9 protein-coding genes are annotated in these 13,655 nt (G+C 71.3%); 3 read left to right on the forward strand and 6 right to left on the reverse strand.

Going from position 1 to position 13,655, the window contains the following annotated elements; genetic code table 11:
- Positions 1–101 precede the first annotated feature (101 nt).
- The 5 genes from QZV97_RS18665 to QZV97_RS18685 all read right to left on the reverse strand — a co-directional run bounded on the left by QZV97_RS18665 (position 102) and on the right by QZV97_RS18685 (position 6,195).
- Positions 102–980 carry a branched-chain amino acid ABC transporter permease gene (locus tag QZV97_RS18665; RefSeq protein WP_295646171.1) on the reverse strand — a complete coding sequence of 293 codons (879 nt, stop codon included), beginning with the start codon at positions 978–980 and terminating at the stop codon, positions 102–104.
- A gap of 70 nt (positions 981–1,050) precedes the next feature.
- Positions 1,051–2,220 (reverse strand): ABC transporter substrate-binding protein, encoded by a 1,170-nt coding sequence (locus QZV97_RS18670; protein ID WP_295646174.1) that lies wholly within the window; start codon positions 2,218–2,220, stop codon positions 1,051–1,053.
- A gap of 17 nt (positions 2,221–2,237) precedes the next feature.
- Positions 2,238–3,032 (reverse strand): alpha/beta hydrolase, encoded by a 795-nt coding sequence (locus tag QZV97_RS18675; protein ID WP_295646178.1) that lies wholly within the window; start codon positions 3,030–3,032, stop codon positions 2,238–2,240.
- Positions 3,029–4,585 carry a benzoate-CoA ligase family protein gene (locus QZV97_RS18680; RefSeq protein WP_295646181.1) on the reverse strand — a complete coding sequence of 519 codons (1,557 nt, stop codon included), beginning with the start codon at positions 4,583–4,585 and terminating at the stop codon, positions 3,029–3,031. The genes QZV97_RS18675 and QZV97_RS18680 overlap by 4 nt, the downstream gene beginning before the upstream one ends.
- Before the next feature lie 44 nt (positions 4,586–4,629).
- Positions 4,630–6,195, reverse strand: a complete 1,566-nt coding sequence (locus QZV97_RS18685) for a 3,4-dehydroadipyl-CoA semialdehyde dehydrogenase (RefSeq protein ID WP_295646184.1) — start codon at positions 6,193–6,195, stop codon at positions 4,630–4,632.
- A gap of 157 nt (positions 6,196–6,352) precedes the next feature.
- Here QZV97_RS18685 and QZV97_RS18690 point away from each other — a divergent pair, with 157 nt between their 5' ends.
- Positions 6,353–7,303 carry a helix-turn-helix transcriptional regulator gene (locus QZV97_RS18690; protein ID WP_295646187.1) on the forward strand — a complete coding sequence of 317 codons (951 nt, stop codon included), beginning with the start codon at positions 6,353–6,355 and terminating at the stop codon, positions 7,301–7,303.
- Between the two features lie 111 nt (positions 7,304–7,414).
- Here QZV97_RS18690 and QZV97_RS18695 read toward each other — a convergent pair whose 3' ends face one another.
- Positions 7,415–8,494 (reverse strand): substrate-binding domain-containing protein, encoded by a 1,080-nt coding sequence (locus QZV97_RS18695; protein WP_295646190.1) that lies wholly within the window; start codon positions 8,492–8,494, stop codon positions 7,415–7,417.
- Between the two features lie 123 nt (positions 8,495–8,617).
- On the opposite strand from QZV97_RS18695, the gene QZV97_RS18700 reads away from it, so the two are divergent.
- Both QZV97_RS18700 and fdhF read left to right on the forward strand, forming a co-directional pair.
- Positions 8,618–10,336 carry an NADH-ubiquinone oxidoreductase-F iron-sulfur binding region domain-containing protein gene (locus QZV97_RS18700; RefSeq protein ID WP_295646193.1) on the forward strand — a complete coding sequence of 573 codons (1,719 nt, stop codon included), beginning with the start codon at positions 8,618–8,620 and terminating at the stop codon, positions 10,334–10,336.
- A gap of 4 nt (positions 10,337–10,340) precedes the next feature.
- The gene (fdhF, locus tag QZV97_RS18705; protein WP_295646196.1) at positions 10,341–13,217 is read left to right on the forward strand and encodes a formate dehydrogenase subunit alpha; all 2,877 of its coding nucleotides are present in this window, start codon (positions 10,341–10,343) and stop codon (positions 13,215–13,217) included.
- The last annotated feature ends 438 nt before the right edge of the window (positions 13,218–13,655 follow it).

Here is a 13,655-nt window from a genome sequence, read left to right on the forward strand (position 1 = left end):
GCCCGGAACCACCGAGCAGCCGCCGCGGATCCGGCTCTGCCGGTCCGCCAGCGGCGCCCCCTGGAGGGGGAGCGGCGAAGCCGCAACGGGGGTGGTCCATGTCACGCTGCCTTGAAGAGGCCTTCGGGCCGCCAAAGAAGAATCGCTGCCATCAGCACGTAGACAAGCACCCCCGCCGCCTGTGGAAAGAAGACCTTGCCGAAGGTGTCGACCAGGCCGACCAGCAGCGCCGCCAGCATCGCGCCGCGGACCGAGCCGATGCCGCCGATCACGACGACGACGAAACAGATGATCAGCACCTGCCCGCCCATGCCCGGGTAGACCGAGCTGACCGGCGAGGCGATCATCCCCGCCAGCGCGGCCAGCGCCACGCCGGCCGCGAAGACGATGCGGTAGAGCAGGCGGATGTTGATGCCCAGCGCCTGCACCATCTCGCGGTTGCTGGCGCCGGCGCGTACCCGCATGCCCAGGCGCGTGCGCGCGATCACCAGGTACATGCCCAGGGCCACCAGCACGCACACGGCCGAGATGAACAGCCGGTAGACCGGATAGGTCATCACGTCGCCGAGCGGGATGCTGCCGGAAAGCGCGGGCGGCGGCGCGACGCCGTGCACGTCGTCGCCCAGCAGGATGCTGCGCAGTTCCTCGAAGACGAGGATCAGGCCGTAGGTCATCAGCACCTGCTGCAGGTGCTCGCGCTCGTAGAGGTAGCTGAAGAACAGCCACTCCAGCAGGTAGCCGAAGGCCACCGCCAGCATCAGGCCGACCACCAGCATCGTGAAGAAGCCGCCGCCGAACCTGGCCACCACCGGCGACAGCGCGAAGGCCATGTAGGCCCCGACCATGTAGAAGCTGCCGTGCGCGATGTTGATCACGCCCATGATCCCGAAGATCAGCGTCAGGCCGCTGGCCACCAGGAACAGCAGCAGGCCGTACTGCACGGCGTTCAGGCACTGGATCAGGAAGGTGGCGAAGTCCACGGCACGGGCTCAGGGAACGCGGGGAAAAAAGAGCGCGCCACGCGGCGCGCTCGGTCGGGTGATGCCGGGGTCAGAGCTTGCAGCCGCGGGCCGGGTCGGACAGCGCCTTGGCGGCGACGCCGGCGACCTTGTTCTCCTTGCCTTCGACCTTGCGCAGGTAGATGTCCTGCACCGGGTTGTGCGCCTTGCTCAGCGTGAAGGCGCCGCGCGGGCTGTCGATGCGGGCCTTCTCCATCGCGGCCACCAGCGCGTCGCGCTTGCTGGTGTCGCCCTTCACCGCGCTCATGCCGGCGGCCAGCATCTGCGCGGCGTCGTAGCCCTGCACCGCGTAGACGTCGGGCTGCAGCTTGAAGGTCTTGGCGTAGGCCAGGCGGAAGGCGTTGTCGCGCGGCGTGTTCAGGCCGTCGGCGTAGTGCAGCGTGGTCAGCAGGCCTTGCGCCGCATCGCCTTGCGCCTCCAGCGTGCCGTCGGTCAGGAAGCCGGCGCCGACCAGCGGCACGGTCTTGTTCAGGCCCGCGGCTGCGTAGTCCTTGACGAACTTCACCGCGCCGCCGCCGGCGAAGAAGGTGTAGACGACGTCGGGCTTGGCCGCGGCGATCTCGGTCAGCAGGGCCTGGAACTCGACGCCGGGGAAGGGCAGGTTCAGCTCCTTCATGACGCTGCCGCCGCCTTTCTCGAAGGCCTCCTTGAAGCCGGCCACCGACTCGTCGCCGGCGGCGTACTTCCAGGTGATGGTCATCGCCTTCTTGTAGCCCTTCTTCACCGCGACCTCGCCCATCGCGTAGGCCGGCTGCCAGTTGCTGAAGGAGCTGCGGAAGATGTTGGGGCCGCACATCGGGCCGGTCACCGCGCCGGCGCCGGCGTTGGGCACGATCAGCAGCGTGTTGTTGTCCTTGGCGGCCTTGGCCATCGCCATCACCACGCCCGAGTGCACGGTGCCGACCAGCACGTCGACGTTGTCGCGCTTGATCAGCTTGTTGACGTTGTCGGTGGCCTTGGCCGGATCGGACTCGTCGTCGACCTTGACGAACTCGACCTCGCGGCCGCCGAGCTTGCCGCCCTGTTCCTCGACGTGCAGGCGAAAGCCGTTCTCGATGGCGACGCCGAGCGCCGCGAAGGTGCCGGTGTAGGGCAGCATGAAGCCGACCTTCACCTTGCCGGCCGCCTGGGCCTGGGCGGCGAGCGGGACGGCGGCGAGGGCGAGCGCCGTCGCGAAGGCGAGTGAGCTGAGGCGGGGCATGGCGGGGTCTCCTGTCGTCAGTGTTGGGGCGTTGCGGAAAGCAGGAACTGCGAGGCCGCGGCGATCACGGCCTGCGGCTGGTCTCGATGGGGGGAGTGTCCGCAGTCGGGCAGCTTGAGCAATCGGCACTGTCCCGCAGGCAGGGCCGCGGCGATGCCGTCGATCTGGGTCATCGTGCCGTACTCGTCGTCCACGCCCTGCACCGCCAGCACCGGGCAGCGGATCGCCGGCAGGTCGGCGCTCAGGGTCCAGTCGCGGAAGGCGGGGTTCAGCCAGATGTCGTTCCAGCCCCAGAAGGCCGACTCGGGGTCGGCATGGTGGCGTGCGAGGCGGCCGCGCAGGTCGGTCTCGAGGTAGGTCCTGCGCGTGGCGGCGATGCTGTCGACCGACTGCTGCTCGACCACGATGTGCGGGGCCAGCACGATGCAGCGCTCGACGCGCTGCGGCGCGATGCCCGCGTGGATCAGCGCGATCGAGCCGCCGTCGCTGTGGCCCAAGAGCGCGTAGCGCGGCGGCGCGCCCAGCGCGTCCAGCAGCGCCGGCAGCACCTCGCGCGCCTGGCGGTGCATGAAGTCGGGCGCCCATTTCTCGGCCGGCGGGCGCGGCGTCGAGCGGCCGTAGCCGGGGCGCGACCAGACCAGGCCGCGGTGGCCGCTGGCCTCGCACAGCTGCGCGGGGAAATCGCGCCACATCGAGACCGAGCCCAGGCCCTCGTGCAGGAACACGAGCCAGGGGCCGTCGGCCGCGCCGACGAACACATGCTCGATGTCCAGCGGCCGGCCGGCCACGTCGATGCGCAGGCGCTCGCTCACGCCGCGGCCTCGCGCTCGCGCAGCTTGAAGCGCTGGATCTTGCCGGTGGCCGTCTTGGGCAGCTCGGCCAGGAACTCGATGCGGCGCGGGTACTTGTAGGGCGCGAGCTTGTCCTTGACGAAGGCCTTGAGCGTCGCCTCCATCTCGGGCCCGGCGGCATGGCCGGGCTTGAGCACGACGTAGGCCTTGGTCTTGGTCAGGCCGTCGTCGTCGACGATGCCGATCACCGCGGCCTCGAGCACGGCCGCGTTCTGGATCAGCGCGGCCTCGACCTCGAAGGGCGAGACGTAGAGGCCGCTGACCTTGAGCATGTCGTCGCTGCGGCCGGCGTAGGTGTAGATGCCGCGCGCGTCGCGGCTGTACTTGTCGCCGCTGCGCGTCCAGCCGCCCTGGAAGGTGGACTGCGACTTCTCGCGCTGGCTCCAGTACATCAGCGCCGCGCTGGCGCCGCGGATGTAGAGATCGCCGACCTCGCCGTCGGGCACCGGGCCGCCGTCGTCACCGCGCAGCTCGATGTCGTAGCCCGGCACCGGGCGGCCGCTGGTCCCGTAGTGCACGTCGCCCGGCGCGTTGGACAGGAAGATGTGCAGCATCTCGGTCGAGCCGATGCCGTCGAGGATGTCGCAGCCGAAGTGCGCGGCGTAGCGCTCGCCGATCTCCCTGGGCAGGGCTTCGCCGGCCGAGGTGCAGACGCGCAGCGCGACCTCGGACTTGGCCGGCAGGTCGGGCGCGGCCAGCATGCCGGCATAGAGCGTGGGCACGCCGTAGAAGACGGTGGGGCGGTGCTGCTTCAGGCGCTGGAACACGGCGGCCGGCGTCGGTCGCTCGGCCATCAGCACCGTGGTCGCGCCGGCCGACAGCGGAAAGGTGAGGCCGTTGCCCATGCCGTAGGCGAAGAACAGCTTGGCGGCCGAGAACACGAGGTCGTCCTCGCGCAGCTGCAGCACCTGCTTCGCGTAGGTCTCGACGGTCCAGTAGGGATTGGCGTGCGTGTGCACCGTGCCCTTCGGGCGGCCGGTCGAGCCGGACGAGTACAGCCAGAACGCGATGTCGTCGGCCGCGGTGTCGGCGGCGGCCTCGGCGGGCGCGGCGTCGAGCAGGCGCTCGAAGGCGCTCATGCCGGCCGGCAGGGGCTCGGTCGCGCGCGACACGACGACCTGCTGCAGCTCGTGGCCACCGGACTCCATCGCGGCCTGCAGCGTCTTCAGCAGCGCGCCCGAGACCAGCGCGGCACGCGCCCGGCTGTGCGCCAGCATGTAGGCGTAGTCGGCAGCGGTCAGCAGCGTGTTGACGCACACCGGCACGATGCCCGCATGCAGGCAGCCGAGAAAGGCCACCGGCCAGTCGGCGGTGTCCAGCATCAGCAGCAGCACGCGCTCCTCGCGACGCAGGCCCATCGCCTGCAGCGCCGTCGCGACGCGCCGCGCGCGCTCGGTGAGCTGGCCGTAGCTCAGCGTGCCGGCGTCGTCGATGTAGGCCGTCTTGCCGGCGCGCGCCGCGTTGAGCGCGAACAGGTGCTGCGCGAAGTTGAAGCGCTCGGGGGGCGGGGTCATCGGGGCGGCCATGGCGACTCTCTGTGCGGGCGGCTGCGGTGGATCTACAGCGACCAGGGCGCCGCCGCGACTTGGTCGAGGACGCCGGCACCGGCCTGCACGGCCGCGCGGCGGTGATAGAAGCCGAGCGCGCGCAGGCCGCCGAGCTCCTCGCCGCCGCCGGCGCGGCCGGGGCCGCCATGCAGCGACTGCGGCATCACGTTGCCGTGGCCGCTGTGCGTGCCGGCGACCTCGGGCGAGACGACGTGCACGCGGCCGTGGCTGTCGGCCAGCGCCAGCGCGGCGTCGGCCAGCGCGCGCGGCTCGCTGCCGTAGACCGAGGCGACGAGCGAGCCTTCGCCGCGGCGGATCAGGTCCAGCGCCTCGTCGATGCCGCGGTAACCCAGCAGCGTCGCGACCGGACCGAAGACCTCGTGCGCGTGCACGCGGTCGGCGGCTTGCGCGTCGTGCGCCGCCAGCAGCGTGGGGCCGATGCAGGCGGCCACGGCCGGGTCGGCGTCGACCAGCGGCGTGGCGCGGCCGTCATGGACCACGCGGGCCTGCTCCGACAGCGCAGCGATGCCCTGCTGCACCGAGGCGAGCTGTTCGCGGCTGACCAGCGCCCCCATGCGCACGCTCTCGTTGCGTGGGTTGCCGACCGTGACGCGGGCCAGCTTGCCCGCGATCGCCTCGCCGACCGCACCGACCATCGCCTCGGGCACGAAGACGCGGCGGATCGCGGTGCACTTCTGGCCCGACTTGACCGTCATCTCGCGCACGACCTCGCGCACCAGCAGGTCGAAGGCTTCGCTGCCGGGCGCGGCGTCCGCCAACAGCAGCGCGGAATTGAGGCTGTCAGCCTCGATGTTGGTCCGTACCGAGCGCTCGGCGACGGCGGGGTGACGGCGGATCGTCGCGGCCGTCTCGGCCGAGCCGGTGAAGCTCAGCACGTCGAAGGGCTGCAGCGCGTCGAGCAGGCCGGCCGAGCCGCCGCAGACGATGGACAGCGCCCCGGCGGGCCACAGGCCGGCATCCACCACGTCGGCCACCATGCGCTGCGTCAGCCAGGCGGTCGCGGTGGCCGGCTTCACCACCACCGGCACGCCCGACAGCAAGGCTGGCGCGGCCTTCTCCCACAGGCCCCAGGCCGGGAAGTTGAAGGCATTGATGAAGAGCGCCAGGCCGCGCGTCGGCGTCAGCACATGCTGGCTGCCGAACACGCCGTCCTTGGCCAGCGGCATGCGCGGGCCGTCGAGCAGGGCGTGCGCATCGCCGAGCGCGGCGCCCCACTTCGCGTACTGCGACAGGGTGTAGATCGCGCCGTCGATGTCGACGGCCGAATCGTTCCGGACGGTGCCGGAGTTGGCGGTCGCGATCTCGAAGTAGGCGTCGCGATTGGCCTGCAGCAGCTTGGCGGTGGCGGCCAGCGTCGCGGCACGCTGGCCGTAGCTCAGGGCCCGCAGGGCCGCACCGCCCTGCCGGCGCGCGAAGTCGAAGGCCGCCGGCAGGTCGAGTCCGGCGCTGGAAACGCGCGCCAGCTCGGCGCCGGTGAGCGGGTCGACCAGCGCGCTGCCGGCTCCCTGGCCGGCGATCCAGGCGCCCGCCACGTGGTTCTTCAGCAGGTCGCTCATGGGTGCGCGCGGGACATGGATCGGGTCTCCTGGCAGGCCGTCGGGGCCTCACTGGGGTCGGGCGGCTCTTGAACTGAGCCTCGAATAACATGAAAATTAGCGCAGGCTTTGACATCCGTCAAGCAATATAGTGCATGTTACCGGGTATACCCCAGCCGTGGACCGACCTCAAGCTGCTCCCGTTCAAGCGCCTGGCGCCGACGCCGTGACCGAGCCGGCCGCCGAGCGCGAGCCCTTCCTCGTCGCCCTGGGCGAGCGGGTGCGCATGCTGCGCGCCCGCAAGGGCCTGACGCGCAAGGGCCTGTCGCAGGGCGCGGGCGTGTCCGAGCGGCACCTGGCCAACCTCGAGCTGGGCGTGGGCAATGCCTCGATCCTGGTGCTGCGCCAGGTGGCGCTGGCGCTCGACTGCTCGCTGGCCGAGCTGCTGGGCGACGAGACCACCGCCTCGCCCGAATGGCTGCTGATCCGCGACCTGCTGGCCGGCCGCGCCGAGCCCGAGCTGCAGCGCGCGCGCATGGCGCTCACGCCGCTGTTCGGTGGCGGCGCCCCGGCGGCGGCCAGTCGGCAGCGGCGCCTCGCGCTGATCGGGCTGCGCGGGGCCGGCAAGTCGACGCTGGGCCGCATGCTGGCCGACGAACTGGACGTCGCCTTCGTCGAGCTGAACCAGGAGATCGAGCGCGTGGCCGGCTGCTCGCTGAGCGAGATCCACAACCTCTACGGCCCCAACGCCTACCGCCGCTACGAGCGCCGCGCCCTCGAGGAGACGATCGAGCTCTACCCCGACGCGGTGATCGCGACGCCCGGCGGCATCGTCTCGGACCCGGCGACCTTCGGGCTGCTGCTGACGCACTGCTACACGGTGTGGCTGCAGGCGACGCCTGAAGACCACATGCAGCGCGTCATCGCCCAGGGCGACCTGCGGCCGATGGCCGGCAACAGCGGCAACCAGGAGGCGATGGACGACCTGCGCCGCATCCTGGCCGGCCGCGCCGCCTTCTACGGCAAGGCCGATCTGAGCTTCGACACCAGCGGCCTGGTGCTGAGCGACGCCTATGCGGGCCTGAGCGAAGCGTTGAAGGTGGCGATGGCGAAGGCCGTTCGTCGCTGAGTTCGGCGCCGGCAGCGAAGCGGGCTGCGGCGCTGCACTGCGCTCGTGTCCCCCGGTCGCGCGTCGCCCTCGGCCCACTCAGGCAAATGCACGATAGTGCATGAAGACGATTCAGCGATCGAAGGCCTCGGCCACCGTCATCAGCTTGCCGGTCTCGCCGGCCTCGTAGCCGACCAGCGAGGCCACCGACGAGCGGTAGGCCGGCGACTGCATCAGCGTCAGCACGGTCTTCATCGCCGGCTGCGACTGGGCCGACTTGTTGAGCGCGAAGAAGTAGCGCTCCTTGACCAGCGGGATGAAGGGCAGGCCGAAGCGCTGGGCTGCGGTCTGCACGCCGATGCCCACGTCGGCCATGCCGCTGGCGATGTAGGCGGCCACCGCGGCGTGCGTGAACTCGGTGCTGTCGTAGCCGCTGATCTCGGCCGGCGTCACGCCGGCCTTGCCGAGCAGCAGCTCGGTCAGCATGCGCGTGCCCGAGCCCTCGGGGCGGTTGACGAAGCGAACGTCGGGGCGTTGCAGGTCGGCCAGCGAGCGGATGCGCTTGGGGTTGCCGGGTGCGACGAACAGGCCCTGCGTGCGCACCGCCAGGTGCACCAGGCTGTGGCCCTGCGGCTTGAGCCATTGCATGTAGCGCTTGGCTGCCGAGGCTTCGAACTCGCCGATGGGCACGTGGAAGCCGGCCAGGTCGCACTCGCCGCGCGCCAGCGCCGACACCGACTCGAAGCTGTTGCGGTAGCGCAGCTCGACCGACAGCGAGGCGGCCTCGAGCTTCTCGACCAGCGCCGCGACCGCGAAGCCGTGGCTCGCGTGCAGACGCAGCGCGGCCGATCCGGCGGGCCGCTGCGGCAGCGCGCGGTCGAGCTCGTTCTCGAGCTCCGAGGCCAGCGAACTGAGCAGCGGCGACAGCCGGGCGGCGATGCGCTTGTCGGCCCAGATCAGTTTTTCGGCCAGCGGCGTCAGCGTCGAGCCGCGGCCGCGGCCGGCGTCGACCAGCGGGTGGCCGAACAGCTGCTCGGCGCGCTTCACCTGGCCCCAGGCATGGCGGTAGGACAGGCCGACGCTGCGGGCCGCCTGCGCGATGGCGCCGCTCTCCTGGATCGCTGCCAGCAGGGTCAGCAGCGCCGTCGTGTCGACGGCGTCGTCGGGGCCTTGCGCGAGGCCCCAGTGGGGAGTGATCTGGATGCGCATCATTCGGCGGCCTCGTGCATATCTGGCGCCAGGGCGATCGCTATCGTCCCTGGACAAGCTGGCGGCATTACATATGCTGATTGAAGCATATGAACTGCGGTCGCCGGACCGAGGAATTCCCGAACGATGAACGCCCCCGTGATTCCGATCCAGGTTCTACGCGAACCTGGAGCGAAGCCGCGGCGCATGACCGGCGAACGGCCGGTCCCGCCCGCGGCGCTCGAGGAGGTCGGCGCGCTGCTCGCCGGCCGGCCGCTGCGCAAGGACCTGCTGATCGAGCACCTGCACGCGATCAACGACCGCCATGGCCAGCTGCGCACCGACCACCTGGCGGCGCTGGCGCGGCTGCTGCGGCTGTCGCAGGTCGAGGTCTTCGAGGTCGCGAGCTTCTATCACCACTTCGAGGTCGTGCGCGAGGGCGCCGACGGCAGCTACCCCGTGCCGGCTGCACTGACGGTGCGCGTCTGCGACGGCATCGCCTGCGAGCTGGCCGGCGCGCAGGACCTGCTGGCGAAGCTGCCCGCGCTGCTGGGCACCGAGGTGCGCGTGATCGCCGCGCCCTGCATCGGTCGCTGCGAGCAGGCGCCGGCCGTCGCCGTGCACCAGCACCCGATCGCCAACGCGACGCCGGCCACGGTGCAGGCGGCCGTGGTGGCGAAGCGCACGACGCACGAGCCGGCGGCCTATGTCGACCTCGCGGCCTACCGCGCGGCGGGCGGCTACGCCACGCTGCGGCAATGCCTGGGCGGCGAGCGCGACGTGGAAGGCGTGATCGCGACGATGGAGTCGTCGGGCCTGCGCGGCCTGGGCGGCGCGGGCTTCCCGGCCGGGCGCAAGTGGCGCATCGTCCGCAGCCAGGCGGCGCCGCGGCTGATGGCCGTCAACATCGACGAGGGCGAGCCCGGCACCTTCAAGGACCGGCACTACCTCGAGCGCGATCCTCACCGCTTCCTCGAGGGCCTGCTGATCGCGGCCTGGGCGGTCGGCATCGACGCGGTCTACGTCTACCTGCGCGACGAGTACCACGGCTGCCGCGCGATCCTCGAACGCGAGCTGGCGGCGCTGGAGGCGAATCCGCCCGAAGGCGTCACGCTGCCGACCCTCGAGCTGCGTCGCGGCGCCGGCGCCTACATCTGCGGCGAAGAGTCCGCGATGATCGAGTCGATCGAGGGCAAGCGCGGCATGCCGCGACTGCGCCCGCCCTACGTGGCGCAGGTCGGCCTGTTCGGGCGGCCGACGCTCGAGCACAACTTCGAGACGCTGTACTGGGTGCGCGACATCCTCGAGAAGGGTGGCGACTGGTTCGCCTCGCACGGCCGCAACGGCCGCAAGGGCCTGCGTTCGTTCTCGGTGTCGGGGCGCGTCAGGAAGCCCGGCGTGCATCTCGCACCGGCCGGCATCACGCTGCGCGAACTGGTGGCCGAACACTGCGGCGGCATGCAGGACGGCCACGCGCTCTATGCCTACCTGCCGGGCGGCGCCTCGGGCGGCATCCTGCCCGAGCGCCTCGCCGACGTGCCGCTGGACTTCGACACGCTGCAGCCTCACGGCTGCTTCATCGGGTCGGCCGCGGTGGTGGTGCTGTCCGACCAGGACCGCGCCACCGACGTGGCGCGCAACCTGATGCGCTTCTTCGAGCACGAGAGCTGCGGGCAATGCACGCCCTGCCGCAGCGGCACCGAGAAGGTGGGCGAACTGATCGCGAGCGACCGCTGGGACACCGGCCTGCTCGCCGAGCTGTCGCAGGTGATGCGAGACGCGTCGATCTGCGGCCTGGGCCAGGCGGCACCGAACCCGGTGGACTGCGTGGTCAAGTACTTTCCGCACGAGCTGCAAGCCGGCTGAACGCATGAACGCACCCACCCTGTCGAAGCTGCTGGCGCCACAAGCGCAGGTGGTGGAGTTCTCCCTCGACGGCCGCACGGTCAGCGCGCGCGCCGACGAGACGATCTGGGCCGTCGCCAGGCGCGAAGGCACGACCATCCCGCACCTCTGCCACAAGGAAGGCCTGGAGCCGGCGGGCAACTGCCGCGCCTGCGTGGTCGAGGTCGAGGGCGAGCGCGCGCTGGCCGCGAGCTGCTGCCGCAGCGTCGCCGCCGGCATGAAGGTGCAGACCGCCGCACCGCGCGCGCAGACGGCGCGCAAGATGGTCGTCGAGCTGCTGATGAGCGACGCCGGCGCGACGACCGACAGCTACACGCGCGAGTCCGAGCTGAGCGGCTGGGCCGCGACGCTGGACGTGCCGCGCGGCCGGCTGCCGCAGCGTGATGCGCCCGGTCGTGACCGATACGCCGAGGCCGACCTCTCGCACGCGGCGATCGCGGTCAACCTCGACGCCTGCATCCAGTGCACGCGCTGCCTGCGCGCCTGCCGCGACGAGCAGGGCAACGACGTCATCGGCCTGGCCTTCCGCGGCGGCCACGCGCAGATCACCTTCGACGCGAACGCGCCGCTCGGCGAGTCGTCCTGCGTCGCCTGCGGCGAGTGCGTGCAGGCCTGCCCGACCGGCGCGCTGATGCCGGCGCGCGGCGCGGGCCTGCTCGAGGTCACGAAGAAGGTCGACTCGGTCTGCCCCTACTGCGGCGTGGGCTGCCAGCTGACCTGGAACGTGGGCCCCGACGAGAAGGGCGAGGAGCGCATCCACTTCGTCACCGGCCGCGACGGCCCGGCCAACCACGGCCGGCTGTGCGTGAAGGGTCGCTACGGCTACGACTACATCCACAACCCGCGGCGCCTGACCACGCCGCTGATCCGGCGCGAGGGCGTGGCCAAGGACCCGGCCGACATCGAGCGTCTGAAGCAGGGCCAGATCAAGGCGACCGACGTCTTCCGCCCGGCGACCTGGGACGAGGCGATGGAGCTCGCCGCCGGCGGCCTGGCGCGCCTGCGCGACGAGGCGCTGGCCGCGGGCCTGCGTGGCAACGACATCCCGCTCGCCGGCTTCGGGTCGGCCAAGGGCAGCAACGAGGAGGCCTACCTGTTCCAGAAGCTGGTGCGGCAGGGCTTCCGTACCAACAACGTCGACCACTGCACGCGGCTGTGCCACGCCAGCTCGGTCGCGGCGCTGCTCGAAGGCATCGGCTCGGGCGCGGTCAGCAACCCGGTCGAGGACGTCGCGCAGGCCGACCTGATCTTCCTGATCGGCGCGAACCCCACCGTCAACCACCCGGTGGCGGCGAGCTGGATCAAGAACGCGGTCGACCGCGGCGCGCGGCTGGTGATCTGCGACCCGCGCCAGACCGCGCTGACGCGCCGCGCCGCCTGGCACCTGCAGTTCCGTCCCGACACCGACGTCGCGCTGCTCAACGGCCTGCTGCACGTGATCGTTGCCGAAGGACTGGTCGACGAGGCCTTCGTCGCGGCACGCGTCAACGGCTACGAGGCGCTGAAGGCGTCGGTCGCCGAGGCGACGCCCGAGCGCATGAGCGAGATCTGCGGCATCGATGCGCAGACGATCCGCGACGTGGCGCGTGCCTACGCCACCAGCAAGGGCTCGATGATCCTCTGGGGCATGGGCGTCAGCCAGCACGTGCACGGCACCGACAACGCCCGCGGCCTGATCGCGCTGGCGATGCTGACCGGCCAGATCGGCCGTCCCGGCACCGGCCTGCATCCGCTGCGCGGCCAGAACAACGTGCAGGGCGCCAGCGACGCCGGGCTGATCCCGATGATGCTGCCCAACTACCAGCGCGTCATCAACCCGACCGTGCGCGAGGCCTTCGAGCGCCTGTGGGCGGCGCCCGAGCCGCTGGACGCCACGCCCGGCCTGACCGTCGTGGAGATCATGCACGCGGCCAGCGAAGGCCGCATCCGCGGCATCTACGTCGAGGGCGAGAACCCGGCGATGTCGGACCCCGACCTCGACCATGCGCGCAAGGCGCTGGCGGGCCTGGAGCATCTGGTCGTGCAGGACATCTTCCTCACCGAGACCGCGATGCTGGCCGACGTGGTGCTGCCGGCCTCGGCCCACGCCGAGAAGTGGGGCAGCTACACCAACACCGACCGACTGATCCAGGTCGGCCGCCCCGCGCTCGACCCGCCCGGCCTCGCGATGCAGGACCTGTGGATCATCGAGCGTGTCGGCCGGCGCATGGGCCTGGCGTGGAACTACTGGCGCGACGAGGACGGCGGCGGCAAGAACGCCCGCCAGGCCGCCGTGGCGCGCGTCTACGAGGAGATGCGCGTCAGCATGCCGCCGCTGGCCGGCGTGCCCTGGAGCCGCCTCGTCAGGGAAGACGCGGTCATGACCCCCGCCGCGACCGAGGACGATCCCGGCGCAGCGGTCGTCTTCATCGACCGCTTCCCGACCGCCGACGGCCGCGCGACCGTGGTGCCCACCAGCTTCCGGCCCGGCGCCGAGCAGGTCGATGCCGACTTCCCCTTCGTGCTGACCACCGGCCGCGTGCTCGAGCACTGGCACACCGGCGCGATGACGCGCCACGCCAGCATGCTGGACGCGATCGCGCCGGAGGCCTTGGCGTCGATGCACCCGGCCGACGCGCAGGCGCTCGGCGTGCGCGACGGCAAGGCCGTGCTGCTGGCGACGCGCCACGGCAGCGTGCAGGCGCGCGCATCGGTCAGCTCCGACGTGCAGCGCGGCCAGGTGTTCCTGCCGTTCGCGTTCTGGGAGGCTGCGGCCAACAAGCTGACCGGCGATGCGCTGGATCCGTTCGGGAAGATTCCGGGGTTCAAGGTGACGGCCGTCAAGGTGACAGCGGTCGTTTGAGCTTGGCGAAGCAGCGCGCCGGGTCTCGCCCCGGCGGGCGACCTACTTTCTTTGCTGGCTCAAAGAAAGTAGGCAAAGAAAGAGCCTCGAACGCCAGCCATCTGGCTCGCTGAGGGCGCACGCGTCGCTGCGCTCGCTTGGAGCTTTGGCACACCACGGCTCGCCCGCGAGGGGCTCGAACATTTCGGTTGTTGAAGGACGAGGGCACTCTCGGCCCCCGCGCGTCCAAGGCCGCTGCGTCGTTGGACGCTCGGTGCTTCGAATCAAGGCGGTCGATGCAAGACCGCGTTGTTCGAGCCCCTCGCGGGCGAGCCAGGGTGCGCAGAAGTCCGGAGCGCAGCGATCGATCCGCTCAACCCAGATGTCTGGCGTTCGGGCTCTTTCTTTGGTTACTTTCATTTGGGCCAGCAAATGAAAGTGACTCGCCTGCCGGGGCGA

Origin of the sequence: uncultured Methylibium sp., assembly GCF_902826655.1 — a bacterium.
In the GTDB taxonomy this organism is placed as follows: Bacteria; Pseudomonadota; Gammaproteobacteria; order Burkholderiales; family Burkholderiaceae_C; genus Methylibium.